Genomic DNA, 24,591 nt, shown 5'->3' with positions numbered 1-24,591 from the left:
TCTTAATTTAGCAGTTGAATTGGTCATAAGGTATAATGTCGTTCCCAGTTCCTGAACCTGTCTGGATACATCGTATAGTGCATGAACAGAATTTACCTGACATAATACGTCACGGTATGTTTTGCCGCCGTACTATCCCAGCAGACCCCAATTATATATTCATTGGTGATAGCCAATTAACTCAGGATAGGCATGAGTACCCAGTACCATTGGAAAACTACGGCAATTTGGGTGACTACGTGCCGTTCTACTTTGGTCCTTTGTCGCCAATGTTGTTGAACATTAAAACGGGATATAGAGGCATTACAAAACGACCACAGGAAGAAATAATTTACATAAGCTGCAAAGTAGACAGTATAGTAAAGGCCGGACTACGTTTTGTATTTACCGATGGACAGGCTAAAGACAGGCTAACCGTTTTTTATCAATCGCTCGACGATTTGGACAAGATAGATTGGGAGGTTGTCAAAGCAAAATATTGGCATAATATAGAAGACGATTTTGACCGGCAACGACGCAAACAGGCTGAATTTCTTGTTTATGAGCAAGTTACGGCAAACCTGATTGATGCAATTGTTGTTTTCAATAAGGAAAAAGCTGATTTTGTAAACGGATTCTTAAAACAGGAAGGGCGTTCCATTCCCGTGTATATCAACCCAGGTAACAGGTTTTATTACTAATGATTCATTTTATAACAGGCGATCTATTAAGCTCCGATGCTCAGGCACTCGTTAATACCGTTAATACGGTGGGGGTCATGGGGAAAGGTATTGCCTTACAGTTTAAAGAACGTTTTCCGCTCAACTTCAAACGCTATAAAGATGCCTGTAAGACGGGGGAACTTCAGCCGGGGAAATTATTGGTAGTACGGGAAACCTCAATCAATGGTGAGAAGATAATTATCAATTTTCCTACCAAGACCGATTGGAAACAGCGTTCGAGCTACGCATACATTGAGGCCGGTCTACAGGAATTGGTTCGTGTTATTGAACAGGAAACGATTCAACGTATTGCTATTCCGCCGTTAGGATGTGGCAATGGTGGATTAAAGTGGGAGAAAGTACGCCCAATGATGGAACAATACTTAGGTAGTTTACCGATTGAGGTATTTATTTTCGAGCCAAACGAAGCCATTAAACAGGTTTTACAGAAACAGGAAACTAAAAAAACGGTCCAACTCTCGCCCGCACGGGCCATGTTGCTCTATGCGCTGTTTGCGTATGAAAGTATGGGAGAACACGCGAGCCTGTTTGTCGCCAACAAATTAGCCTATTTTCTTCAACGGCTAGGCGAAAATTTGCGGCTCAATTTTAAACCTCATCACTACGGGCCTTATGCCAGTGAAGTAGGGCACGTATTATACAAGTTGAATGGGGTTTACATGATGGGTATGGAGCAAAACGAAATAAAGGCGTTTGAATCGCTCCAGCTACGCTATGATAAATTAGATGAAGTAAGGGATTACGTTAATAACAGCCTACAGCCCGAACAGCGTCAACGGCTCAAGAATCTACTGACGTTAATTACTGGTTTTCAGTCGGCCCTATCGCTGGAAGTATTAGCGTCGGTCGATTTTATTCAGGCACAGGAAGGAATTACATCGGTTGAAGACGTGTTTGCACGTCTACAAAATTGGTCAGACCGTAAGAAACGATTAATCAAGGAACGCCATGTGGCCATAGCCGTAGAACAGTTGAACGCCTATAAACAGCATCCTGCATTTGCTTGATTTGGGACAATAGCTTAAAACTCTACTTCGTGCCACGTTCCTTTCCGGTACTCAATCCCCGCCTGTGTGTTGTCAGTGAGTTTAACCATCTGACTAACGGGAAAGAGCAACATTTGTCTTGACTCACTACGCTGATACTTCTTTACCATTCGTAGCGGATTATTGAATTGATTGGTGTAGGTGTTGCGGTTGTTATGAGCCATGTAATAGCATTGGTTGTCGAGCTCGGCCCTGGCCTGTTTGTCTGTCAGAAACCGCCCTGCTAAGTTGTCGAACGATTGGCGGTCGGTGTTATACAGATTTTTTAGCTGCGTAGCCGAAACAAACCGTTGACGCGGACACGGTGAATCAATAACCAGACATACAACCGAACAGGCAATGCCGCGTCCTCTGGTTGCAGTTAATCAGTAGTTTCTATTGCCCTTTTAGCTGGTTGATTACTGTCATAGGGTAACCCGGATCCGCTTATTACCTTAACGGTTATTTATTACTGACAAATGATAAATTTCGCCAAAAACTAAAAGAATTCACATATCTATTAGAAAACCGAATGTATCTTGCCATATATAGAAGCCAGAATACTATCTTTATACCCGTAATCAACTCGAATGGCAACCTTTAGAAGCGAAATAGGCAGTTTAATCAGGAAGGCTCGAATGGAACAAGGGCTCACCCAAAAAGAATTGGGTGAGAAAATAGGAGTTGGTGAACCTACGGTCAATAAGTATGAAAGCGGTAAGCAAAACCTAACAGTTGAAACTTTAAAAAGAGTAGCGGATGCGTTGGATATGCAGATAAAAGTGACTTTCTATAAATAGAATATTTTTTTGATATAACACTTGCTATAAATAGAAAGTTAGTGTAATATTGTACTATCAATGAGTGGCAGAAAAGCTACATAGTACCTTAAGCAGGTTGTCTAGCGAAGTAAGCAAACTGATTGATAGCCCAAATAAAAACCCCAATGCTGAGAATCCTGGCAGACGACAGCAGAGGGGCGATGTACAACAATCAAACTTTCGTTCTCATGTTTACGGTGCAAAAGTACACCGCCAGCTTCGGCTGCGCAACAAATTGGGGCCAGACGGCTCAAAACACCCCTGCGGGCTCACTTGTCGAGTACGATCGGCAACCCAACAGCGCCCGGCCGCTGATCTCCGCCGAGGAGTTTATTATTCAGTACGCTGACCTCTTCGGGCTTTATCCCGCCGATCTGGCCGCTCAGTTAACCCAGCGCCTACAGGCCCAGCCCGTACACTACAACACGGTGCTTGACGGTATCGCCCTGCTTAGAGCCTTCACGCCCAAAGTTGCCGCTTACCAGGAGACCCATTACGGTTTGCTGCTGCGGGGCGAGGCCATCGTGGGTTTGGTCTGGCTAGCGGCCTACACCGACCGATTGGCTCCCGAAGAATCGACGCTAGTTTGCTATGAGTCGGAAACCCGGCCCCTGATGCAGCAGGCACTGGCGCTGAATGCCGACCGGGTTTTGCTAGCCTCCACCCGCCACTCAAGCGAGCATCATCTCGGCAAGCTCGAAGCGCAGGAAATGAACCGACTGGCTGCGGGGTTAGAGGTGTTTGGCGTAGAGCTACTCGATTACCTATTGTTCTTCGATGATCTGAATATGAGCTACGCCTACTGGAGTCACGGCGAGCGGGGTCTGGATGATGGCGTAACGAAGAGCGAGCTTGACCGGCACTATCTGGATTTTCCTTCTGCAATAACCTTTTCCCTGGCTCATTAAGTCATGCAGGAACTAATCACCATTACCACCGGCGGCCAAGGCTTGCCGGTGGTATCTGCCCGTGAACTGCACGCTTTTTTAGAGGTCAGAACAAAGTTTGCGAGTTGGATCGAACGGCGCATCAATGAGTTTGGCTTTGTGGAAGGTCAGGACTATAGTTCATTAACCACTCTAGAGGTTTTTCCCAAAAATGGGAAAAACCCATTAGGGGGCCGCCCTGAATTGGATTATGCTTTGACGTTGGATATGGCTAAGGAGCTATCAATGGTCGAACGCAACGCCAAAGGCAAACAAGCCAGGCAGTATTTCATCGATGCCGAAAAAAAGCTACGTCAACTAACGGCGTTACCGAGTGATTATATACGTCATCAAGAACAGCGCCTTGCCGATCTGGAGCAGCAACTCAAACAGGTGCTCGATGCCCAGCAGCAGGCCGCCCGCTCGCTGCTCGACGTGCCCCGCTCCACCGAGCCGCTGCCAATCGAAACAACCCGCATCAAGATCCAGCGCATTGTCAATGGCTACTGCCGGGTCAACAACCTCAAACAGCAGGACATCTGGCGACGGGTCTATGACCGACTTTTTTACCTGTATCGGGTAAACATCCGGGCCCATAAGCGATCGGATCGGGAAAGTTGGCTGGACGTGGCCGAACGCAGCGGCCACCTGGAGAAGATCTACGCCATTGTGAGCGCTGAGCTTACCTACCGGGAGGAGTAGCCAACACTCATAGCCTCCTCGTACCCTGCCTGATGGACGGCTTTGCCAGTCAGGCAGGGAGACTATAAGCCATTTCCTGATAGCGCTGCCAGACTATAAGTGAATTCCTGATAGTACCCGCTGCCCCTATAGGGGAATTCCTTATAGTCCTGGCTGGGCTATCCGTCAATTCCTTATAGTATCTGATGGGCAATGCTTTACGGAAAATCTCAAGTCGAAAACAGCCGATAACCCTCCATTTTATGATCGATCATGCCACACGCCAGCGGCTAGCGGCCGGTCTCTGGTTCTTACTGGCGGCTATGACGGTACAACTAGCCGCCGTCCATCGGTCGCCAAAAGCTTACCCCAATCTCAATTTTTCAACCAACCGGGCCGGGTTATTCCGGTCCTTAAAACCCCCTGTTTATGCCCATGGAAAATCAACACGCATCCGCTCCAATCAGTCCGCTCGAATTAAACCAGCGTCAGCTAGCCGCCTGGCAGGAGCTAAAGCAGCAGCTAGTGGCGGCTAACCCGGATGATTCTCGGATCGGCTACTGTGACCGGCGCATTGCCAATATTGAGGCTGAAATCGTTCGGCTGGGTGAGTAAGCCGTAGCTTGTCGGCCCAGGGACGGTAAAGGAATAAGGTCGTCTTTGGGCCGACGGCTCTGGCTGACAGATTGCCCCCAAGTCGGGGGTATACCGGCCAGAAGGCTACCCGATTAGAGCACTAAAAGTGTCCCAAATTAACCGGCTACCCTGGTTAATTTGGGACACTTTTTATGTGTAGACCCGGTTAATTTGGGACAGTTTTAGTCAATAATCGTTCTGGCACCTCGGTTAATTTGGGGCAGTTTCGGCTATTGATCTCGATTATCGAACCCGGTTAATTTGGGACACTTTATCTTACTACTCGTTCTTTATCAGTTGGTTTGGTCGAGTTCGGGCTGTAAACCGATTAGCCTCTACCCCGGTTAATTTGGGACACGTTTAGCCTTCCCTAGTGTAGATATGGCAGAAGGTGTAATACTTTCTCCTTGTTGGTTAGAAAGATTGCATCTATAAAACGAGTGTAATCTCTGTTCGTTAACCAGCGCTTGCCGATGGCCTGGCTCAGTCCCGAAAAAATAAACTCATCTGCCAGGCAGCCTTAAGCGGCCGCAGCGGCTACAAAAGTAAGTCAATAGCCGATCCTCTTTTAATGATACCTATTCATAGCGAGTGTTGCTTTGTCTCAGGCAGGAATAATTTCTGAGATTTTGCCCCTGAAACAGAAATTTCGGTAGATTAGCTAACATATAGGTGATTATACAACAGAATTTACTCCTTAACGACGATGAAAACATGGATCTACCTTGGCATTACCGGATTCCTTTTTCTGGGAACCATCAATTCAACCTTTGGGCAAACCAAATTCGCTTTGTCAATCAGCCTAGCCCCCATTTACACCCATACGGATTATAGTTCGACTCTACCTTTCCCCGACTCAAACACCCAATCACCAAATACAGTCGTTACCGCATCTTCGCATGGACTTAACTATATGTTAGGTCTGTCAGCTCGGTATAACTTTTCTCCAAAATGGTCTGCTTCGACAGGTATCTGGGCCACTCATGGCTTATCGGGTACAACTCATTTTGATATAAATGGCATTGCTGCTCAGATACCTTATCACTACAGTCATCCCTTGACCAATGCCTATAAGGTGCCTTTGTTGGTGAATTATCAGTCGTCTACTGGCCGGCTCTCACCTTATTTTACGATTGGTACTTCACTAGACTTTAGAAGCGTTAGTTACGTTGATTTAGAAGGCAATGGCCAAGAAGTGCCGGTTAAGTTTGGGAAAGCTTTAATAATTACACCCTTGGTTGGAATCGGAGCCATCTATAATCTAAAAAGCCATCTGTCAATTGTTGCTCAGCCAACAATCCAGTACAATGTACAATCTCACCCAACCTATTCGTATTATCATTCTTATCAAATAGGCTTACAAATGCAGATAATGCATCGGTTTTGATAGATTGGGTTAACATAACATTCACTTATACAACATGCGATTCATTGTAATATCATTGTTATTCTTATCATTCGTCACTTTAGGTTGTGATATTGATGGGTATCATAGTCTTGGTTATTTTCCTAGTCGGCTTAGTGCTGAGCAAGAAGTATTAAAGCTTATACTTAGTAAATACGACGAGATTGATAAAGGTTATTATAAAGTAGCTTATCAGTTTCCCGAAGCCGGTAAAGAGTTAAAGTATGCCATCTGGTACGGGAAAGATGTACATGAACTAGGGATCGAAAATGACATTTACAGCGGTATGATTTGTACCTGGAAGAATGTTGACGAGTCAGTGTTGAAAGTCCTAGTATCGGAAAAGAAAGGTATTCAGAAAGCACGGATATCGAAATCATTAATTCACCCAGATTGGGGTAATTGTCCATATTAAACTTTGGATAAAAGACAGTTGAGCAGCCGGTTACACAGATACCCCATTGGCAATTATTTCACATAACATAAGTGTGGTGGCTGTTGCAAAAATCGGTACAGGGTTGAAAAAACAATTTCGGTGGGCTATTTTCGAGACAAAACCTGGCAGTATGGGCCACGTAGGTTGAGCTTAGCAACCCACTCTCAGACTTTTGCAACAGCCACCTCACTTATACAACAGTTTATCATGAGACCTTTTCTACTGATTTCATTGCTGCTTACTTCGTCTCTGCTTCGGGCTCAGGGTAACGTATACAAGATTGAGGGAAAACTAGGAAAGGTTAACCCAACGGCCACGGCTTATGTGCGCTATATCGTGGGGAAGACCGTACATTCCGATTCCGCCCAAATCCAGAATGGGCGATTTCTCATCACTGGAGCAATCGATCAACCCCATTATGCTTGGCTATTTATTGATCGAACAGCGATCCGTTTCTATTTGGAACCCGGTACTATTTCGGTGACCAGTCCTGACTCCATTCAAAATGCGGTGGTTAGTGGATCACCAATGAACAGCGATCATCTGAAAATCAAAAAATTACTCAAATCTACGGATCAGCAGATGGCTATGCTACGCAAGGAGTACCAAGCAGCTACACCAGAGCAGAGAAAAGAGAAGGACTTTGAAGAGCGTTTCGAAAAGCGCAGTGATGCGATCTCAGCTCAGGAGCGTAAACTGAAAGCCCAGTTTATTCAAGAAAACCCTGCGTCTATGCTAAGTCTGTATGTGTTGAAAGACTATACAGATTGGTTTGCTCCAGAATTTTCGGAAGTGGAACCTCTGTTCAGCCGACTTCTAGAGACAGTCAAAACCAGCAAACCAGGCCAAGAGTACGCTAAAACCCTGGCTGTTCTTCAAGCCACTTCGGTTGGGGCAACGGCTCCTGAATTTGTTCAACCTGATACTTTGGGCAGAGCCATCTCTCTAAGTGGCTTCCGGGGGAAATATGTGCTGATTGATTTTTGGGCGAGTTGGTGCGGTCCTTGTCGGGCTGAAAATCCGAATTTAGTCAAGACATTCCAGCAGTATAAGGACAAAAATTTTACCATATTAAGCGTTTCCTTGGATAAGCCCGGGGGTAAAGAAGCTTGGCTAAAAGCTATCCATAAAGACCATCTTGACTGGACTCATGTCTCGGAGTTAAAACAATGGGACTCAGAAATTGTAAAGCAATATGCCATTCAAGTGATTCCTCAAAACGTCTTAATTGGTCCTGACGGAAAAGTTCTTGCCAAAAATATTCGAGGTGAAGCGTTAGGAATAAAATTGGCCGAACTATTGACTAAGAGGCCCTAATAATTGAGAAGTTTAGTTTGAGTTGTAGAAAGTGTAACAAGCTGCTAGCCTAATTCAGTTTGATTTTCAGCTTGTTGCACTTTTCTACTTGTTAGAATCAAAGCAGACTCAGGCTATTCTTCTAATATTTCATTAACATATTCATAGTGGCTGTTGCAAAAATTGGTAGAGGGTTGAAAAAACAATTTCGGTGGGCTATTTTCGAGACAAAACCTGGCAGTATGGGCCACGTAGGTTGAGCTTAGCAACCCACTCTCAGACTTTTGCAACAGCCACGCCACTTATACAACAAATGAAATCTTTGACAACCAAGTACCTGCTTCTGACGACTTCTTTAATTTTATTGTCAGCTTTTTGTCCCTCAAAAGCCCAGACAGTTGAAGCCAAGCAAATCCTGAACTATCATGAGTTGAAGGGACTACTCTCAAAGCATAAAGCAACTGTGGTGAGTATACTTGGTATGGAACGATTTAAAATAACGTCCAGCAAGGAAAGACCTGAAAGCACCATTTACGCTTTTGGAAGAGGCAATGATAGCACACAGATTCTCATTCGGGTACGTAAAAGTGATGAACGTGTTAGTGAGATCGCTTGGGATGAGCGTCCATCAACACTTGGAAACCTAACTCATGAGGCTATTAATGATGGCTTCGTACCAGTAGGTGGCAACAGCCGATACTACAATCGCTTCCAGAAGATGGCTCTTTTTATCAACTATAAGTTGGCAAAGGATAATGGTATTCTCCCCTGCATTTTAAGAACAATTGAGTGAAATTTTTGCCCACTATATAAAGCTTTGTAGTTATAACTTTTACAAGACTTGATGTCTTCATTCCCTTCTTACAAAAGAATCTTTTTTCATATAAAATAAGATTAGTTATAAAACCAAACCTAGAATAATACTAATTCAACCAAGTAGGCTCATTGTAATATTTTTGAATTATAAATATACACTCACCAATACTGTAACGTTACCGTTTTAAATAAACTCTTACCAACGTGAACGCCATCAAGTTATTGGTTGCCTTCCTGCTTTTTATAGGGATAGGCTCTTGTCGTAAAAAGGAAGTTTTTCCTGATTTAGCAAAGCAAATAGAAGGAACCTATGCCATTACTGAAGCAAATCTTACGTATTACAGCTCGGGTAAAACAACGGGTACATATAACCCAAAAGACTCAGCCCAAATAGGCCAAATAACGATTCAAAAGCTTGATGCCCTTAGTGCCAACATCCATACTGTGCTTAGAAAACAAAGTGGAGAAGTCTTCTTCGACGATACCTTTTATTGCGAATTGTCTCGCGACATAAGCAATAAAGGCTTTATCAAATTCACGGCACTTGAAAATAAAGGAGGGGGATATATTGTCAATGACACTCAAGCGGCATATCCCAATTATATCAGTGTAGGTACCTACTCAACATATCAAGGTCAAAAGGCTGGCTTAAGCGGAAGTTTTACGGCAAAACGTTAAGTGTACAACTATAAAAAGTACAAACCTTGTCCATTTATAAAGGTGGATGGTATTTGTACTTTTTATAGTCAGTTTTATAACTATGAATTATGTTATGAGATAAAAATAAGCCTTATAACTATGCTTTTAAAACATATTTCTAGCAAAAGTTTAATTAGAGGACTTTCGGAGTGTGTAACTATCGGGACCTTTAGCAGAGTTAATTCCTACCGTCAAGACAAATTCTTGTTCGGATATTTTAGCTACTGTAGGAAGCGTACCATTACATTTCTGAGCTATGAAGTAATGCTGAGTTTTGGGAGAGAAATGGACAAAGTAAGTCTTGTTGTTAATAGCAAATCCTAAGCTATCACCAGTCAGTTGAATGATAGCCCACGTATTAGGCTTTACTACTATAGGCTTTTTCTGATTAACGCTCGTCCGTATTTCTGTTTCTAAAAGAGCTATTGCATTATAAAAATGAATTTTAGTTGAAGGAACTAACTGAGCATTGGTCACATGTGTAATCAAACAAATCGTACATACTAATATTAGTATCTTATGCATATATCCTGTTGTATAAGTGGCGTGGCTGTTGCAAAAGTCTGAGAGTGGGTTGCTAAGCTCAACCTACGTGGCCCATACTGCCAGGTTTTGTCTCGAAAATAGCCCACCGAAATTGTTTTTTCAACCCTCTACCGATTTTTGCAACAGCCACTGGCAATATGTTAAACTAAAACAAATAACATCAGTTAGTCAATTCTTTTTACAGCTTGACTTTTCCGCTGTAATACATAATGGCGAGGAGCATCATGAAACTGGCCAGGAGCATTAGGGGATGGTATATACACGTTTACTAACTCCCAGCCATTTTTATAAACATAGTTCAGCGCTTCAACGACAGAAGCAAAACGTACCCTTTCATGATCGTTAATGGGCTTCAAAAACTCGCTTGATTTACTAGCATTATAATTCCGGCCGAAGTCAATCCAGACACTAGCTTCCCAATTAGATCGATTAAAGCCAATTAACTCAATGTACTGAATATCCAGACTGTCAACATTAATGCTCCCTACCATAATTTGAGCTTTCGCGGCCCGTTCGCCAACCAACCAGCAGGTTAAAATGGCTAAAAGTATTTTCTTCATTCTCTCGTCACAAACTAGATCTGACCAGTTGTATAATTTTCTATATGATAGCCAAAGTACGAAACGTCAGGCTAACTACCGTCTTTTTAAACGTCCCATTGGAGAAGCAGATTCATGAAAGCTCCCCGTCTCAAGTTTGAGCCTTTTTCTGAGACTGTTCATAGAAGGAGAACAACCAATTAACCAATCAATTTGATACCGGACGGAATCCCCAACCCGTCCAGCGTATTTACCAGGTCGAAAATGGGAAATATAAGGCAAGCCACCTGGGCGCACCACCCCTGGTTAGGCCAGGGCCTTTTCACGAGCCAGCCGTTGGTACTTCGCAACGACCGACTCTTTCCCAGCCTGAAGTTCTTCCAGCAAGCCAGCCTCGACAACGCTGGGCCCATGCTGGCTTCCCCACAATAGGAGTTCCATAAGAATGGGAATCGTATCAACTCCTTTTTCGGTCAGGCGGTAGGTGAACTTCGATTTCTTATCCATAGCCACAGCCTTGCTTAAGAGGCCTTGCGACTCCAGCACCGCCAGGCGGTCGGCCAGCACGTTAGTCGCCATTTTTTCCGCTGACTGTTGAAATTCCCCATAAGTAGACTTCCCCGCAAACACTATATCCCGCAGAATGAGCAGGCTCCATTTATCCCCCAGCACATCGAGTGCTGTGCTGATAGGACAAGTAGACCTCTGTTTAAATGCTTTCATAATAAATAGATTGTGTCATTACTTGCTATTCGCAAGTGAATTAGATTACATTTGCACTTGCAAATAGCAAGTAAATATACACGGATTTTTATTTCATTTTACTATGATTCTAGTAACGGGAGCTACTGGTGGGCTAGGCCACCAAACCATCGACTTTTTGCTCAAAACCACCCCAGCCACAAAAATTGCTGCCCTGGTGCGCAATCTCAGTAAAGCCACCGATCTGATGAAGCAGGGCATTGACGTGCGGCAAGCCGATTATGTTGACTACCCCGCGCTGGTGCAGGCCTTTCAGGGCATCGAGAAGGTGCTGCTGGTTTCGGCCGTGGCCTTTACCGACCGGATGCGCCAGCACCGCAATGTTATCGATGCTGCGGTGCAAGCCGGGGTGAAGCATCTTTTTTACACTAGCATCCAGCGCAGCACTGATTTTGTCATGCCTGAGGTTACCGAAAGCGACCTGGCCACGGAAGCCTACCTCAAAGCGTCTGGCTTGGTGTATACCATTCTCAAAAACGGCTATTACTTTGAAGGTCTTGGATACTTGATTGGTAACGAGGTGCCGGACACCGAGATCCGTTTCCCGGCGGGCGATGGCAAGATCGCTTTCGTTAAGCGGACCGAGCTAGCCGCTGCCACAGCCTCCCTGCTGACCAGCGAAGGACACGACAACCAGGAGTATACTCTGTCGGGGAGTGAAGCCTATTCGTTTGCCGACATCGCCCGTGAATTCTCCTCGTTAGCGGGCAGGCCTATCGCCTACCAAAACAGTGAGCTAGCGCCTTACATCGCTCAGAAAGTAGCCGCTGGCTTCCCTGAAGTCGTGGCCACCTTCTTAGCCCAGTGGGGTGCGGCCGCCAAAGCGGGCATGCTGGCTGGCACGAGCGATACCCTCGAACGTCTACTGGGTCGCAAGCCAACTTCGCTACGGGAGTACCTGCAAACGACTTATTTCTAGGTCGCTAATCGCTGGTAACAACGGGTAATACTGCCTTTACTTATTTATCAGGCGGTTTCCCGCTTTCTAGCCAGCGAGTTCACCCTGCTTCAAGACACCGGCCCGGCACTCATACCCGAACGACCGATCCCATGCGCAATCTGAATTTTGCGAAAACAGGGTCTCACTGATGAGTAGAGTTGATACTAGTTAATTGATCTATACAGTTGCTTTACCGCCCTACTAAATGCCGGTTAATTTGGGACACGTTCGGTCCTGGCTCCCCTTTATGACGAGAGTGACGCCAGTGACAGCAAATCGACAACATTTTTAAAACAGCCGCTAAGCTTAGCCACAGGCTAGTAGCGAAACCGGATTCCGATGAGGGCCTAAATTCGTACCACGCTACGAATTTTAACTCAACCGCCCGGCCCCAATAAAGCAGCTACGAATCAGGCTTAATTACTATTCAGCGGACGGTGGCAAGCTGGCAAAACGGTTTGCCACCGTGTTTTGCCAGCTTGCCACCGTCGCTAAGGCCAGGCAATTTACCGCAGGGTACTACAGGGGCATTCATGGCCCGGAGCAGCGATCTAGAACATGGTCATTTGAGGAGGCCGATACCTTCGATTTACCATAATTCGTCTCCCTCGCTGACTTGCTTAAACGATTCGGGGACATCAAACAATGGCCACTGCTCCGGCCGCGCCAGGTAGACTTCGTAAATGATGTGATTCCGGCCGGGCATTAAAGCATCAGCCTCCTGTTTCAAATGAAGCAGATGGGCCACCACGTACTCGGGCCAGCGGGCCGGATCCTCCCCCTCATCCCCTACCCGAACCGGTTGCCCATACCCCAGAGCGGGGGCATCAGCTACTTCGATGTCGGCATGAAGGGGGGAATAGTGGCTACGGCCGGGGTCGCCGTAGAGTTGAAATCGCAGAAAACGGGCCATAAAAATCCGGGTTGTTTACTGCCTTAAGGTACCCAATTCCGAGCGGATTGCCTAGCCCCCATCCGCATGCTTTTTTGTGGCCCCTGCCGCTGCTCAGCCGCAAACCGAGCGCAACCCCTCCAAGCCTTTCCGTAGTTGGTACGACAGCACCAGACCCGCCCGCAACTGCGCCCCAAAAGCCTCCGCGCTTTGGCCGCTGGCGTCGGCCAACAGCCCCAGCGTGCCCGGTAGCAGCCCCTCCAGGGCCAGTAAATCCGCTTCCCTTACCCGCTCCTGGGCTAGTAGCTGGCTCAACACCCGCCGAAGTTGCCCCACCGTCTCCTGATAAGCGGCCCGCTCTAGCCGCGCCCCCTCCTGCTGACCAAACTGGTCAATCACTTGCATCGCTGATTCACTGATCATGTACATTGTATAGTTTATGTGAGTTAGTTGCTGTTGGGTTTATGTAAGGCCGCCTGCTGGCGTTCGTAACGTTCTTCGAGTACTTCGATCCAGCCGTAGAAGGCATAGACCGATAGCTGATCCGGGGCCGGACAGCCGCTTTCGGATAAACTCGTGTAGAGCCGAAACTGCGACTTCTCCAGGCTCACCAGCCCGTTGCCCGGACCGTCCAGCAGGTTAACCGGCGGCTCCGAACGGAGCACACTTAGCAGCGCCCCCTCCAGGGCCTGAACGGCCGCTTCACTGGCTGACTCATAGTAGGCCGCCAGCGCCAGGGCGTAGCTCTTCTGCCGCTGAAGCTGGTTGTAGTGACCGCTGCCCAGCCGACGGGGATAATACCGTTTGGTTTCGACCAGCAGCCGCTGCTTAATCGAAGCCAGCGAGGACTCGATAACCGAGCCAGCAAGCCCCTGCTGCTTCAGCCTCGTTAGGCGCGCCACCAGCTCATCCTCCGAATAATCCCCAAGCGGGCTGTCATTGATCGCCTGCAGGTAGCAGGCCCATTCCAGTTCGTAGGGGTTGTAACCCTCGGCCAACAGCCGCGCCGAGAGCTGGTAATTGTAGCTTTCTAACTGGTGCTCGGCCTTCAGCCCGTACTGCTCCAGCAGGGCCAGCCGCTCCCCACGGCGGGAAAGTTCCTCGGCCGTGGTGGCCAGCGCCGACTGGAGAATGGCGTACTGCCGCGCTTCCAGGTGCAGCCAGGTAGGCAGCTCTTTAATCGAATCATACAAGCGAAGCGTCAGCGCTTCACTAACCGGTAGGGTAAGCATAGACTAGGGTGATTAAGTTACCAGAAACGATTGCGTTTTTCAACCCGTTCCTGCCAATGCAGGTGACGGCGAATGCCCTCTTTCATGCCCTCGAAATCGATATGGGTTTCCTGACGGGGGGCCTGTTCCCAGGCCGCCAGGAAGGCCGCCTGAAACTGCCGGGGCGTCATGGCGGCCGGAGCCGTGGCCATGGCCTGCTGTACACTCAACTGAGCCCCCGCCTGGCGGCTGCGCTGAAGCGTATCGGCCGTCTGCTGATTCCATTGGATGGCCTGCTGCCAGGAATCCCCCATCGCCGGTTGCCGCCAGGAGGCCATCAGTGCCGCCGTTTCGGTGGCCGTGAAGACCCGGTCCCCCGGTTGGGTGGTAAACAGGGTCGGTTTGTCGAAGACCTGGCTATAGCCTTCCCGGTCGATGAGCAGCTCGGCCCCGGCCTCCCCCGCCAGGGCCAGACCCGAATAGGTATCGCTGGCCAGCTTGCCGTCTTTGTAGGCCGGTAGCGGTTTGGCCAGCACCGCAGCGGCTTCCAGGGCCCCCGTGGCAATAACGAACGCGGTCAGAATGCCCGCCGAAATACCCAGATCGGCGTAGTGGGTGCCGCCACCGGTCGACAGTACCGAGGCTACCCCCATGGCCGTCGACAGGGCAATGTTGAACAGGGCCTGCTCCCGGTCGGCAATCGCCTGCTTGCGGGCTAGTTCGGCTTTGCGTTTGGCGTAGTTCTCCTCAATCTTCTGCTTGGCATCCGCATTGTCCCCCGCCAGCTTTAGCTCGTTGTCGTGCTGGGCTTCTAACTGCTGGCTTTCCCGTTCGTAGTTGCCCGAAACCAGGGCGAAGGTCGTTTCTCCCAGTTTGCTGGCGAAATCAGCCCCCAGCTTCAGTAGTTCATCCCGTTTCTGTTTGGCCTTCTCGATGTTTTTTAGCTCATGATCCGTTTCCAGATCACTCTGCTGCATGCCATTCTCGGCCTGCTCTTTGTTGAACTTCTTTTTGAGCTCCAGTTGCTCAGCGTCCCGCGCCTTTTCCAGTTCGGCAATGGCCTTGTTAGCCGCTTCCATCTCCTGGGCATTGAGCATGGCATAATCCCGATAGTTTTTAAGCTGCTCGATCTTACTATCGTAGAGACCCTTGCTCAGATCACTGTCTTTGTGGTAGGTTTCCTCCGTCACCCGCAGCGATTCCTGCAACTGCGCCAGTTGCAGGGCATAGAGCTGGGCTTCCCCCTCGGTTGGCGTCAGCTTGCCTTTGGCCACATCCAACTGAACCGTACGCTGCTTTTCGGCATAATACCGCTCCAGGGCCTGGAGCTTTTCTTGGTAATCGGCCCCCAGTGTCGCATTGACGGCCTTAACGGCGTCTTTGGTCTGCTCGAGCTCCTCGTTCCAGGCTTTCTGCTCGGCTTTGAGCCGTTTGCGCAGATAATCAGTCTGTTCCTCGGTCAGCCGGGTTTGGGTATCCCGGTAGAGTTGACTTTCCGCCTGCCCTGCTTCCTTCAGAATCGCCAGTTCCCGCTCCAACCCCGCCTGAAGCGCCTTATGCCGCTGCTCGACGTAATCCATCGCCGATAGCCCCCCTTCACCATGCTGCACCTCGATCGCCGACACCTGGGCATCGGTATTGCTTTTGCTCGTCTTCAGATCAAGCTGGAGCTGAGCCCGTTTGTAGTCGGTATCGGCCTTGAGCTTGGCCTGCTGAATGGCCAGGTAGTCTTTGGTCTCCTGTTTGCCGTATTTTTCCAGTAACGCCTGCCGTTCAGCCAGGCCCTCCAGGGTCAGCTTGAGCCGCTGCTCAATAAACGTCTGCTCATCCAGCAACCCATCCTGCCGCTGGTTACTCAGACTGGCCAGCGCTTGCTCCGAACCGGCCTGCGACTTGCCCAGGGCCTCCCGCAGCCGCTTGTCGATTTCGGATTGTTTGACCTGGGGCTTATCATTGGCGGTAGACTGGGTGGCCGTTGTCGGATAGAGGATCTTGTTGAGTTGATCCTTGAGTTTGGTGGCTTCCTTGATGGTAGCCTCCCATTTACTCTTCTCTCCCCGCTGAAACGCTACGGCCGCTTCGGCCTGCTTTTGGGCGATCTTCTTGTTGTAGTCATCGATGAGCAGCAGTTGTTTGGCTTCAAAATCGCCCGAACGTTCAATGAACCCTCGCAGTGCCCCATCGACCTCACCCCCCGCAGCCATCAGCTTCCGGGCCGAGGCAATCGCCTCCTGGGTGTATTGCTTATTCTGGTCGGCCAGTTGCTTGGCCCGCTGCGGGTTGACATTGGCCTCAATGTTGACCCCCATGCCGATGTGCTGAGTTTCTTTGCCGCGCTGAAGCGTGAGTTGATTGGCGTTGATACGACCAATGTTCTTGTAGGCATCGGTTTTCAGCTCAGCAATGACCTGCTTGTTCAGCTCGGCATTCAACTCACGCTGGGCCTGGGCAAAGGCCATCACTTTGGATTTGTTAACATCAAGCGCATTGCCGTACTGATCAAAGCCCGTTGCCGCAGCGGGCACGATCCCCGCCATCTCATTGACAATCCCCTGTAGCTCCTTCTGCTCTTTGGCTGTCAGGCTTGACTTCGATTGGAGTTCGTCATAGCGGGAAAGCAAAGGCGCTAAACTGGATTCGAGACTGTTCACCTTATCGGACTGATCAGCGAACGCCTGCGCGGATAATTGCGTATCACTAAACAGGTTGCGAACCGAGCGGGAAGCGGAAGTAATCAAACCAATGAACTGACCGAGTTTATCCCCGATATCAAGGCTTTTTACCCATTCGACCCCTTCATTGCGAAGCCGGGCCAGATTAGCCGCCAGGCCCTCTACCCGGCGTTCATGATTGGGGTTAAAGGTCTTTTCTAGTTCAGCGGCAAACTTAGGCAGAGCCTCGGAGGCCAACACTTCCCCGTTCTTGAGCATATCCCCTAGCTTGGTGGTGGTTACCCCCAGCGCGCGGGCCATGATGTTGAACGCCCCCGGTATGCGTTCACCCAGTTGCCCCCGCAGCTCTTCGCTCTGAATGGTGCCCTTGGACATCATCTGGGCAATGGCCAGCAGGGCCCCGTCGGTGTCTTCGGTGGACTTCTTGAGCCGGCCCATCGTGCCGACCACCGAGGTAAAAATCTTGTCAGTGGCCTCCCCCTCCAGCCGCGTGCCTTTGCTGGAAGCCGTCAGGTTGGTGTAGCTTTTTTCAACCACCGAGAGGTCCTGGCCCAGATCATCCGAAACCCGCTGGAGCATCGCCTGCCGCTGGGTAAAGACGGCCGTGTCATTGGAGACCACTTTCAGGGCCGAGTCCAGCGAATCGAACTGAAGCGTTACCTCGCCAATTTTTTGCAGGGCCGCTACACCGGTATCCAGCCCGGCCAGCGCCAGCGTCGTACCGACGGCTTTACCGGCCAGACCGCCTACCGCCCCGCCCACCGAGGGGTAATTGCCCACATTGCGGGAATAGACCCGCTGGCCCTGCTCAATCTTGGTCAGCAGGCTGATATTCTTCTGGTACTGCTGATTGAGGGCCACCGCAGCCCGGTTGTTCTGATTGATTTTGCCCGTGGTTCGGTCGTAGGCATTATCCAGCGAGTCGAGCTGTTTTTTGAGATCGGCCGTTTGCTTCTTGAGACCCAGGTAGGAATTTTCGGCGGCTACGATGGTCGATTTCGCCACCTGGAGGGCTTTGCTCTGGGCATCGATGGCGCGGGTCACGGTTTTGACCTCCTGGAGAATGGCTTTTTGCTGCTTCTGGTAGTCTTTCTGGGTGGGGTCCAGGGCCTGATAGCGTTGGAAGAGGCTGGCCAGTTTAGCCGTCAGCTCGGTGACCACCTGCCCGTTGAGTTGCTGGGCCTCGGTCAGGTCTTTTTCGGCTTTGCGGGCTGTTTCCAGTTTGGCACCGACCTGGCCGATTTTCTGGATATAGTCGACAAGCTGGCGATCGGCCCCGTCTTTGGTAACGCTGAGTTTGGCTAAATCCTCCTTGAGGGGAATGAGTTGGCGGGCGGCCTCCTGATAGGCCGCTCGGATGCGCTGCAACCAGGCCAGCGTATGCTGGGCCCAGTCGGCTCCGGCGGCATCGAGGGCCTGGAGTTGGGCGTGATAGCCCTGGAAATCAAAAATGTCTTCGGGTTTGATAATACCGGGCATGGCACAGCGAATGGTTTTGGTGCATGCAGTCGGCCCCGGGGGTAGTGTCAGGGGTAAAGATAAGCAAACGAAGCGAGTTTCGGTAGTGTCATTGAGACCCAAACGGATAGTCTCCGCTCGGGTAGATTGCTCCTATCGGCACAGAATCTGAGCCTACGGTTTATATAGGTATATTTTTACTTGCCAAACTAGTTGAGGGACAGTTTAACTATTATGCCGATGCGAATACAGGGGCAAAGTGTATAAGAAAATCATAGCTCTTTATAAGCTTTACCAAGTCGTAACCTATTAGCGCCTTCAATTACCTCTGTTTCTGTGCTATACGGGTCAAAACTTTTATAAACTGGCACTGTCTAGCCCAGACTAGCAACCTATTATCATCATTGTAATTTTAGGGTGTATTTCCCGGTTAATTTGGGTGTTTTTCGCCGTTTACTTGCGAAGACAATAAGTATCTTTGACTATTATGACTACACACACCTCCCAGGAAGTTACGGCTGAGTTCGAGCCTTTATTTGCTCAATATATCCATGCTGTCCAGGCCCAGTTCAATCATATCCCTCGTCTTCAACAGGAGATTCGAGGGTTAGCCAAGCAATTGGCCATTGAACCCCATACAAGAAAAACCGAGAAATCTTCCCCATAAGAAGGCTCGTTTTAACCGAATAGGTTCTCTTTGGGCTTATCATTGGCTAGCCAATGTCATAAACGACAATTGGGCATTGTTGACAACGAGTCCGATGGTCCCGAAAGAGCTTTGCTCCCAAACGCTCAGATGAGTTAAAAATCGGAGACTATGCCTGATTAATAATTACTTAGCTCCCTTTGTCCGCATAATAAATTGACTTGCAATCTCTCTATCGAGCATAAGTAGTTGTTTGGGCTAGAGGCTATTTTTAGGTGGATTCCTTTGCTGGTCACACCTTACAATTCGTCCTTACACCATGAAAAAGCTCGTCTACCTCTTACTGTTTTCGTTTAGTTTTCCGCTTTGGGCGCAGACTAATTATATTGTCAACACACCCAATTCTACCACTCCTGGCTACAATAATACCTTTGTCGGAGCCTCTTCTGGGGTTAATACCTCGACCATCGCTTCCGATAACACCTTCCTTGGTACGCAAAGCGGGAACTTTAATACAACCGGTCGTGAAAATACTTTTATCGGTAGTGGGGCAGGATTGAGAAATACCACCGGAAACTTAAATACATTCATTGGGGCAAGTAATGGTATTAACACAAATACTGGGCAGCTCAATACATTCCTGGGAGCAGAGGCCGGATCGTCCAATACTACTGGAAGTGGAAATATGTTTGTTGGTGCGTGGACCGGCTTTTGGAGTGCAACTGGCAATGAGAATGCTTTTCTGGGGACCTATACGGGTTACAATAATTTGACGGGTAGCTCTAACACGTTTGTGGGCAATAGCGCCGGATTTAATAACACGAGTGGGAATGCGAATACGTTTATTGGAAGGAACACAGGCACCTTCAGTACAACGGGCTCAAACAATATCTTTGTCGGTTATAACACAGGGTCAAATAATAAAACAGGGTCTGCCAATACCTACTTAGGCACCGGTGCCGGATTTAATAATCAGGACGGGCAAAAAAATGTAATCATTGGCGATTCTGCTGGCTACGAAAACCTTGTCTCCAACAATATGTTTGTCGGTTCGAAAGCAGGCTACAGCAATAAGAATGGGCAGAAAAATACGCTTTTGGGTTATCAAGCTGGTTATTATTCTGTGGCGGATTCCAATACATTTATCGGCTACCAGGCGGGTTATCAAACCACTTCTGGCAAGGGAAATACATTTCTTGGCGTCAATGCTGGGGGAAGTATTTCCGAAGGTTCACATAATACGATCATTGGCACGAAAGCAGGCCCTTCATCGATTGACTCAGATGATAATGTCTACCTTGGCTTCAATTCTGGAGCCCATGATAGCGGCTCTGGCAACACGTTGCTCGGTACGGGATCTGACGCCATTGCTCAGCATTTAACCAATGCTACCGCCATTGGAGCTGGTGCTACGGTTGCCGTCAGTGACGCCGTTATCCTGGGTAATCAGGCCAGCGTTGGTATCGGTACCTCAGCGCCTACGGCTCGACTCGAAGTTAACAGCGGAACCGATAATGAATCGGGTGTTCGATTAAGTCGACTTACTGCTAATAGCCCGGTTCAATTAGCTACAACAGATAAACTGCTCACCGTTGATGCCACCGGCAAGCTAATACTAACCTCAGCAGGGCATTACTCAGTTCGGAGCGTGGCCGACTGGTCGGATAAAGTGTTTATGGCTGGTTATAAGCTACGGCCGTTGGGTGAAGTAGAAAACTATATTCAAACTCATCAACACTTACCGGGTGTACCGTCAGCGGTTGAGGTCGTTGAGCAGGGTATTGATGCCGCCAGGATGGATGCCAAACTGCTGGAGAAGATAGAAGAATTGACGTTGTACAGTATTCAACTGGAAAAGCGGCTTGCGGAAAAAGAACGTATACATCAGCAAGAACTACAGACGATAAAGCAAAAACAGGCTCAACTAGAACGGCAACTCAGGGAGTTATTGAGCCGAAAGTAGCGAACCGATTCTATCATTCGTCGGTGTCCTTGATGGCCAGTCAATGAATGAGTCGATCATTAGTTGGCAGCAGGAATGGGAAAGCTCACTTGGGGCAATATCGTTTTCTATTTTTTGCGCCTGCAAGAAAGCCGCTTTTACAAATGGCTTTCTTGCCATTTTAACGTGCCGTCCTAATCAGATACCCCTTCGTTATGATTTCCCGAATGACCGTCAAATAATCGGTCTTGCTGGTTACACTTAGCTCGGTCAGGGGCCCCAGCCGTTCCTGAATAGCCTGGGGAATCGCCGAAAAATCATTGGGCTTTACCGTGTAGCGAACCAGCACTTCACTTTTTTTATTAGCCGAAACATATACCCTCAAATTCATCTGTAGTATATAATCATCCTCCTCAAAAGACACGTCGTCCACTTCGTGAGACTCGTGCAAGGTGTAACCAAGCAGGGTTAATACCTCTGCCGAATATGAGTTTAAATGCCTCCACTTAGGTATGGTAAAAAACATGGCCTTGTCTGGAGTTACATAGACGATCGCTGGCGCTGTAGTCATGGCTGAGGTTAATTTTTAAATCTAAATGAATCCGTTCAAATTTATCTTTTAAGTAGTCATACCCCTACCTCTTCAATACACCCTGCTATCTTAACAACCCAATCCTGATTATATCTACTGAAGGCCATGAATGAACAACACCTCCCTCCTGTCAATGGGCCCGCCCTGAAAGAGGCAATTGGGGCAATGGAAAATGTTGGTTTTATCGAGTTTGCGGCCTTCCTGATTTATTGCCAGGAATTAAAACTACTTGGCTTTAGAGAAGCTCCCCTTTGGAGTAAACTGGAAGACAACCAAAAACAGAAGTATTTACGAATCGCTGACAAACAATTTGTGAATTGGAAACTGAATGAGTTGGAGGCTTTACAAAGTCAGCTTGAACGCTATGAAAACTGGGTCAACGAAGGGCTCGGCGAGTGAGCAATGACCATAAAATTGCCAAGAAAACGACGCCTGACCTCAAGATGGGCCAGGCGTTCCGTATATCCACACCATTAAATTAGCCCCGGATCGCCTAACGAGACAGGACTAATGCCCTCGACGCCTTTCGGCAAACCAGTTCTACCCACGCCCTGTTTAATTCTCATGGATGCGAAACAACGTAGCCCGCTCCTTGAGCGCCTGGTAAAGCTGATCAATATTTTCGTTGAGGTAATCGATCTCTTGCTGGTAGCGCTCATCCCTGGCTTTCTGTTCCGATCGAAAGCGTTTGAATTGCCTCTCAAGGCGAATAATGGCTATCAGCGAGAAGCCAACCAGCAGGACAAGCATAGAAAGCAGTAATTCCATTACCAGGTACGGTTTAGGCCCGTGAAGGTATAGCCTGGAAGTGTAACTGTCAAGCCGAAAGCGTATCTCGTTGTTGCTGCTTGTGGTGCAGCAGTTCCATGTTGTTATCGACCAGTTCGCTGAGCAGTACCATGTAATGGCGCTCAAAGACCGTCAGCGTCTTGATGCCCATGATTTTGCGAACTGCCTCAGCCTGATAGCCCCGCAGCAAAAACAGCGCCCCGGCCGTCTTGCGACATACTTTTGTGGTGAGTCGGAAGGGGAGATTGAGCCGCTTTTCCAGTATGTGCAGGTTCTGATTAACCCGCTGGTTACTGAGTCTGTCCCACTCACTGACCTGGGCCAGTAGCCGCCTGGCTTCGGGCAGCAAAGGGATATGACAAATGCCCCATTCGGGATAGGCTCCCTTGACCTGCTTGAACTTTAAGCGGCTCCAGACGATCTTTCCCCCAAAGGGAAGCTGATGGATATGGGGCCAGGGGTCACGGGCAAAGGCGATAGCATCGGTGTAATCCAGTCCGGTGTAACAGCACAAAAGCGCCCACTTACGGACCTGATCGAGTAGCGGTGTCAGATCCTCCATTTTTTCTAACTGCTCCAGTTGTTGGGGCGTTAGGCAAACCACCGTTTTAGCCGCTTCCCGAGCGATGGTCAGGCTTTGGAGTTTGTTGTAGGCGATCAACTCATGCTCGACGGCATGGTGCAACATTTCCCGAATAAAGCAGATGTAGCGGGCTGATGTATCCACTGAGAGGGGAATTTCCCGCAGCCACTGGTAATAGGTGCGGGCCCAGCCCATAGTCACCTCATCAATGGTTAGCTCCGGTTTACAAATAAAGGCCAGATACTCTTTCAACTGCTTATGAGCCAGATACCATTTATGGAGCGTTGAGCGGGTTTTACGCTCGGAAAGCGGCATGCGGCTTAACTTGTTGAGATACTCTTCAAAAAAATTGATGAGCCGGGGTGAAACGGACTCCCCGGCATACCAGTAGTGCTGTACTAACTTGGCAGTCGGCTGGATGTCGGAGCGCGTTAGATCGTGCAGGAGCTGTCGATGCTGGGCGCGAATCTCCGAAAGGGTTCGATTGATGGTAAGCGCTTCCGTCTCCTGCCCCTGGAGTTGCTGCTGGTCCTGGTTCCACATCGCAGCCAGCACAAAGACGCCTGACCCGTAGAGGGGGCATGTGGTGGCGTTGACCCGCAGGCGACACTGCAGTTCAGCAAGGCCCTGCTGGCGGGGAGGTAGTTCAAAGAATAGGGCTAATTCGGCGCGTTGCCGTCTGATGGAAAGCGAAGAAGTAAGGTTTGCGTTCATGAAGTAAACCTAGCGCGAAATCAACCATTCTTGCCTCAATCAATTTAATCCCTCCACCGGGAATGGACTACCGACTATGAGGTAAGTCTGCTTCACGAATGGGTCTTTTGTGGCTTACTTGTTCCACAGATTGACCATTTTTCAATCCTTGTTTTCGCGGCCGGTTTTAAGAAAGCATTTGATTATTGGATTGGGAGCGATTATTTTCCCTCATTCTATTCCATAAAAAACCCTGCCATCAAAAGAAGGCAGGGTTTCGGTCGGCGAACACTATCTATTGATAGATCGATATTAGTTACCTTGCCAGGCAACTGATTCCTTATTTTTCTTCTCAACTGCACCTGATTGCCCGTTCCATTCAAGTAGTGAATGGCTTTCGGGCTCCTCTGTAAATAAATTAAAGACGTAAAATCGATGGCGGCAAGCAGGACAAAAGTATGCTTTTAGAGGAAGCCTTTTCATTAGCCCCTTTCGAGGAATACGATCCGGATCGTCATACCCGCAGGAAGGGCACTGCTTGAAAAAGCGAAACTTACGATAGAGTATGATCATCATGATCAGGCCTGCGATGCCACAGCCTAGATAAAACAGTACGGCTCTCATGGTTTAATTAGGGAGATAAGTTAAGTCGCTCCCAAGTTATGCCGACTGACTATCAAATTCACATTTATTAATTTATTGGTCTAGCTACATTAACAATAAAAAATTATCTTTTCTCCTCTTTATAAGAAACATATTTGCCTTTCAATAAATAGACCATAACGGTAATCTTACTGGTAAGATTATTGATTATCATTAACCAACAAAATTTCCATTTTAATAAAATAACTCTTGGCGTTTTT

At 48.4% G+C, this 24,591-nt stretch carries 26 protein-coding genes; 14 read left to right on the top strand and 12 right to left on the bottom strand.

The window, feature by feature from the left end; all coding sequences use genetic code 11:
• Positions 1 to 116 precede the first annotated feature (116 nt).
• On the top strand, positions 117 to 680 hold the full coding sequence (locus WBJ53_RS04860) for a DUF4433 domain-containing protein (RefSeq protein WP_338874931.1): 564 nt from the start codon (positions 117 to 119) through the stop codon (positions 678 to 680).
• Positions 680 to 1,729, top strand: a complete 1,050-nt coding sequence (locus WBJ53_RS04855; protein WP_338874930.1) for a macro domain-containing protein — start codon at positions 680 to 682, stop codon at positions 1,727 to 1,729. Before WBJ53_RS04860 ends, WBJ53_RS04855 begins: the two co-directional genes overlap by 1 nt.
• Positions 1,730 to 1,743: 14 nt before the next feature.
• Here the strand turns inward: WBJ53_RS04855 and WBJ53_RS04850 are convergent, their stop codons facing one another.
• On the bottom strand, positions 1,744 to 1,932 hold the full coding sequence (locus tag WBJ53_RS04850; RefSeq protein WP_338874929.1) for a hypothetical protein: 189 nt from the start codon (positions 1,930 to 1,932) through the stop codon (positions 1,744 to 1,746).
• A gap of 405 nt (positions 1,933 to 2,337) precedes the next feature.
• On the opposite strand from WBJ53_RS04850, the gene WBJ53_RS04845 reads away from it, so the two are divergent.
• The 9 genes from WBJ53_RS04845 to WBJ53_RS04805 all read left to right on the top strand — a co-directional run bounded on the left by WBJ53_RS04845 (position 2,338) and on the right by WBJ53_RS04805 (position 9,442).
• Positions 2,338 to 2,547, top strand: coding sequence for a helix-turn-helix transcriptional regulator (locus WBJ53_RS04845; protein ID WP_338874928.1), 210 nt, complete (start codon positions 2,338 to 2,340; stop codon positions 2,545 to 2,547).
• A 218-nt stretch (positions 2,548 to 2,765) separates the two neighbouring features.
• A complete protein-coding gene (locus WBJ53_RS04840) occupies positions 2,766 to 3,476 on the top strand; it encodes a hypothetical protein (protein ID WP_338874927.1) in 711 nt (236 codons plus the stop codon).
• A gap of 3 nt (positions 3,477 to 3,479) precedes the next feature.
• Complete coding sequence (locus WBJ53_RS04835; protein WP_338874926.1) at positions 3,480 to 4,196, top strand: antA/AntB antirepressor family protein; 717 nt, start codon at positions 3,480 to 3,482, stop codon at positions 4,194 to 4,196.
• A 414-nt stretch (positions 4,197 to 4,610) separates the two neighbouring features.
• On the top strand, positions 4,611 to 4,790 hold the full coding sequence (locus tag WBJ53_RS04830; protein ID WP_338874925.1) for a hypothetical protein: 180 nt from the start codon (positions 4,611 to 4,613) through the stop codon (positions 4,788 to 4,790).
• A gap of 727 nt (positions 4,791 to 5,517) precedes the next feature.
• A complete protein-coding gene (locus WBJ53_RS04825) occupies positions 5,518 to 6,198 on the top strand; it encodes a hypothetical protein (protein WP_338874924.1) in 681 nt (226 codons plus the stop codon).
• Between the two features lie 34 nt (positions 6,199 to 6,232).
• Positions 6,233 to 6,631: a hypothetical protein gene (locus WBJ53_RS04820; RefSeq protein ID WP_338874923.1), complete on the top strand. Its 399-nt coding sequence runs from the start codon at positions 6,233 to 6,235 to the stop codon at positions 6,629 to 6,631.
• A gap of 228 nt (positions 6,632 to 6,859) precedes the next feature.
• Positions 6,860 to 7,969, top strand: a complete 1,110-nt coding sequence (locus WBJ53_RS04815) for a TlpA disulfide reductase family protein (RefSeq protein ID WP_338874922.1) — start codon at positions 6,860 to 6,862, stop codon at positions 7,967 to 7,969.
• Between the two features lie 292 nt (positions 7,970 to 8,261).
• On the top strand, positions 8,262 to 8,741 hold the full coding sequence (locus tag WBJ53_RS04810) for a hypothetical protein (RefSeq protein ID WP_338874921.1): 480 nt from the start codon (positions 8,262 to 8,264) through the stop codon (positions 8,739 to 8,741).
• A 227-nt stretch (positions 8,742 to 8,968) separates the two neighbouring features.
• Positions 8,969 to 9,442: a hypothetical protein gene (locus WBJ53_RS04805; protein WP_338874920.1), complete on the top strand. Its 474-nt coding sequence runs from the start codon at positions 8,969 to 8,971 to the stop codon at positions 9,440 to 9,442.
• A 150-nt stretch (positions 9,443 to 9,592) separates the two neighbouring features.
• Here the strand turns inward: WBJ53_RS04805 and WBJ53_RS04800 are convergent, their stop codons facing one another.
• The 3 genes from WBJ53_RS04800 to WBJ53_RS04790 form a co-directional block, all read right to left on the bottom strand.
• Positions 9,593 to 9,988 (bottom strand): hypothetical protein, encoded by a 396-nt coding sequence (locus WBJ53_RS04800; protein WP_338874919.1) that lies wholly within the window; start codon positions 9,986 to 9,988, stop codon positions 9,593 to 9,595.
• 185 nt (positions 9,989 to 10,173) lie between these two features.
• Positions 10,174 to 10,569: a hypothetical protein gene (locus WBJ53_RS04795; protein ID WP_338874918.1), complete on the bottom strand. Its 396-nt coding sequence runs from the start codon at positions 10,567 to 10,569 to the stop codon at positions 10,174 to 10,176.
• Between the two features lie 285 nt (positions 10,570 to 10,854).
• Positions 10,855 to 11,271 (bottom strand): helix-turn-helix domain-containing protein, encoded by a 417-nt coding sequence (locus tag WBJ53_RS04790; protein WP_338874917.1) that lies wholly within the window; start codon positions 11,269 to 11,271, stop codon positions 10,855 to 10,857.
• Between the two features lie 103 nt (positions 11,272 to 11,374).
• On the opposite strand from WBJ53_RS04790, the gene WBJ53_RS04785 reads away from it, so the two are divergent.
• Positions 11,375 to 12,229, top strand: coding sequence for an SDR family oxidoreductase (locus WBJ53_RS04785; protein ID WP_338874916.1), 855 nt, complete (start codon positions 11,375 to 11,377; stop codon positions 12,227 to 12,229).
• Between the two features lie 610 nt (positions 12,230 to 12,839).
• Here the strand turns inward: WBJ53_RS04785 and WBJ53_RS04780 are convergent.
• The 4 genes from WBJ53_RS04780 to WBJ53_RS04765 all read right to left on the bottom strand — a co-directional run bounded on the left by WBJ53_RS04780 (position 12,840) and on the right by WBJ53_RS04765 (position 18,504).
• On the bottom strand, positions 12,840 to 13,163 hold the full coding sequence (locus tag WBJ53_RS04780) for a hypothetical protein (RefSeq protein WP_338868506.1): 324 nt from the start codon (positions 13,161 to 13,163) through the stop codon (positions 12,840 to 12,842).
• A 93-nt stretch (positions 13,164 to 13,256) separates the two neighbouring features.
• Positions 13,257 to 13,565 carry a hypothetical protein gene (locus WBJ53_RS04775; protein ID WP_338868508.1) on the bottom strand — a complete coding sequence of 103 codons (309 nt, stop codon included), beginning with the start codon at positions 13,563 to 13,565 and terminating at the stop codon, positions 13,257 to 13,259.
• Positions 13,566 to 13,588: 23 nt separating this feature from the next.
• Positions 13,589 to 14,374, bottom strand: a complete 786-nt coding sequence (locus WBJ53_RS04770) for a hypothetical protein (protein WP_338868510.1) — start codon at positions 14,372 to 14,374, stop codon at positions 13,589 to 13,591.
• 17 nt (positions 14,375 to 14,391) lie between these two features.
• Positions 14,392 to 18,504: a tape measure protein gene (locus WBJ53_RS04765; RefSeq protein ID WP_338874915.1), complete on the bottom strand. Its 4,113-nt coding sequence runs from the start codon at positions 18,502 to 18,504 to the stop codon at positions 14,392 to 14,394.
• A 944-nt stretch (positions 18,505 to 19,448) separates the two neighbouring features.
• On the opposite strand from WBJ53_RS04765, the gene WBJ53_RS04760 reads away from it, so the two are divergent.
• The gene (locus tag WBJ53_RS04760) at positions 19,449 to 21,092 is read left to right on the top strand and encodes a hypothetical protein (protein ID WP_338874914.1); all 1,644 of its coding nucleotides are present in this window, start codon (positions 19,449 to 19,451) and stop codon (positions 21,090 to 21,092) included.
• 160 nt (positions 21,093 to 21,252) lie between these two features.
• Here the strand turns inward: WBJ53_RS04760 and WBJ53_RS04755 are convergent, their stop codons facing one another.
• Positions 21,253 to 21,642: a hypothetical protein gene (locus WBJ53_RS04755; protein ID WP_338874913.1), complete on the bottom strand. Its 390-nt coding sequence runs from the start codon at positions 21,640 to 21,642 to the stop codon at positions 21,253 to 21,255.
• Positions 21,643 to 21,768: 126 nt separating this feature from the next.
• Between WBJ53_RS04755 and WBJ53_RS04750 the strand changes: the two genes are divergently transcribed.
• A complete protein-coding gene (locus WBJ53_RS04750; RefSeq protein WP_338874912.1) occupies positions 21,769 to 22,062 on the top strand; it encodes a hypothetical protein in 294 nt (97 codons plus the stop codon).
• Positions 22,063 to 22,218: 156 nt separating this feature from the next.
• Here the strand turns inward: WBJ53_RS04750 and WBJ53_RS04745 are convergent, their stop codons facing one another.
• From WBJ53_RS04745 to WBJ53_RS04735, 3 genes are all read right to left on the bottom strand, one after another.
• Entirely contained in the window at positions 22,219 to 22,431 is a 213-nt protein-coding gene (locus WBJ53_RS04745; RefSeq protein WP_338874911.1) for a hypothetical protein, read from the bottom strand.
• A 49-nt stretch (positions 22,432 to 22,480) separates the two neighbouring features.
• Positions 22,481 to 23,749, bottom strand: a complete 1,269-nt coding sequence (locus WBJ53_RS04740) for a site-specific integrase (RefSeq protein WP_338874910.1) — start codon at positions 23,747 to 23,749, stop codon at positions 22,481 to 22,483.
• 291 nt (positions 23,750 to 24,040) lie between these two features.
• Entirely contained in the window at positions 24,041 to 24,352 is a 312-nt protein-coding gene (locus WBJ53_RS04735) for a hypothetical protein (protein ID WP_338874909.1), read from the bottom strand.
• Between the last annotated feature and the right edge of the window lie 239 nt (positions 24,353 to 24,591).

It is taken from the genome of Spirosoma sp. SC4-14 (genome assembly GCF_037201965.1).
In the GTDB taxonomy this organism is placed as follows: Bacteria; Bacteroidota; Bacteroidia; order Cytophagales; family Spirosomataceae; genus Spirosoma.
The sequence above is the reverse complement of the archived record's forward strand: the minus strand, read 5'-3'. Positions and strand labels throughout refer to the sequence as shown.

Coding starts and splice junctions, on each gene's coding strand:
- WBJ53_RS04860 (WP_338874931.1), top strand. CDS start 117: ATGTTTTGCCGCCGTACTATCCCAGCAGACCCCAATTATATATTCATT.
- WBJ53_RS04855 (WP_338874930.1), top strand. CDS start 680: ATGATTCATTTTATAACAGGCGATCTATTAAGCTCCGATGCTCAGGCA.
- WBJ53_RS04850 (WP_338874929.1), bottom strand. CDS start 1,932: ATGGCTCATAACAACCGCAACACCTACACCAATCAATTCAATAATCCG.
- WBJ53_RS04845 (WP_338874928.1), top strand. CDS start 2,338: ATGGCAACCTTTAGAAGCGAAATAGGCAGTTTAATCAGGAAGGCTCGA.
- WBJ53_RS04835 (WP_338874926.1), top strand. CDS start 3,480: ATGCAGGAACTAATCACCATTACCACCGGCGGCCAAGGCTTGCCGGTG.
- WBJ53_RS04830 (WP_338874925.1), top strand. CDS start 4,611: ATGGAAAATCAACACGCATCCGCTCCAATCAGTCCGCTCGAATTAAAC.
- WBJ53_RS04825 (WP_338874924.1), top strand. CDS start 5,518: ATGAAAACATGGATCTACCTTGGCATTACCGGATTCCTTTTTCTGGGA.
- WBJ53_RS04820 (WP_338874923.1), top strand. CDS start 6,233: ATGCGATTCATTGTAATATCATTGTTATTCTTATCATTCGTCACTTTA.
- WBJ53_RS04815 (WP_338874922.1), top strand. CDS start 6,860: ATGAGACCTTTTCTACTGATTTCATTGCTGCTTACTTCGTCTCTGCTT.
- WBJ53_RS04810 (WP_338874921.1), top strand. CDS start 8,262: ATGAAATCTTTGACAACCAAGTACCTGCTTCTGACGACTTCTTTAATT.
- WBJ53_RS04800 (WP_338874919.1), bottom strand. CDS start 9,988: ATGCATAAGATACTAATATTAGTATGTACGATTTGTTTGATTACACAT.
- WBJ53_RS04795 (WP_338874918.1), bottom strand. CDS start 10,569: ATGAAGAAAATACTTTTAGCCATTTTAACCTGCTGGTTGGTTGGCGAA.
- WBJ53_RS04790 (WP_338874917.1), bottom strand. CDS start 11,271: ATGAAAGCATTTAAACAGAGGTCTACTTGTCCTATCAGCACAGCACTC.
- WBJ53_RS04785 (WP_338874916.1), top strand. CDS start 11,375: ATGATTCTAGTAACGGGAGCTACTGGTGGGCTAGGCCACCAAACCATC.
- WBJ53_RS04780 (WP_338868506.1), bottom strand. CDS start 13,163: ATGGCCCGTTTTCTGCGATTTCAACTCTACGGCGACCCCGGCCGTAGC.
- WBJ53_RS04775 (WP_338868508.1), bottom strand. CDS start 13,565: ATGATCAGTGAATCAGCGATGCAAGTGATTGACCAGTTTGGTCAGCAG.
- WBJ53_RS04770 (WP_338868510.1), bottom strand. CDS start 14,374: ATGCTTACCCTACCGGTTAGTGAAGCGCTGACGCTTCGCTTGTATGAT.
- WBJ53_RS04765 (WP_338874915.1), bottom strand. CDS start 18,504: ATGCCCGGTATTATCAAACCCGAAGACATTTTTGATTTCCAGGGCTAT.
- WBJ53_RS04760 (WP_338874914.1), top strand. CDS start 19,449: ATGAAAAAGCTCGTCTACCTCTTACTGTTTTCGTTTAGTTTTCCGCTT.
- WBJ53_RS04755 (WP_338874913.1), bottom strand. CDS start 21,642: ATGACTACAGCGCCAGCGATCGTCTATGTAACTCCAGACAAGGCCATG.
- WBJ53_RS04750 (WP_338874912.1), top strand. CDS start 21,769: ATGAATGAACAACACCTCCCTCCTGTCAATGGGCCCGCCCTGAAAGAG.
- WBJ53_RS04745 (WP_338874911.1), bottom strand. CDS start 22,431: ATGGAATTACTGCTTTCTATGCTTGTCCTGCTGGTTGGCTTCTCGCTG.
- WBJ53_RS04740 (WP_338874910.1), bottom strand. CDS start 23,749: ATGAACGCAAACCTTACTTCTTCGCTTTCCATCAGACGGCAACGCGCC.
- WBJ53_RS04735 (WP_338874909.1), bottom strand. CDS start 24,352: ATGAGAGCCGTACTGTTTTATCTAGGCTGTGGCATCGCAGGCCTGATC.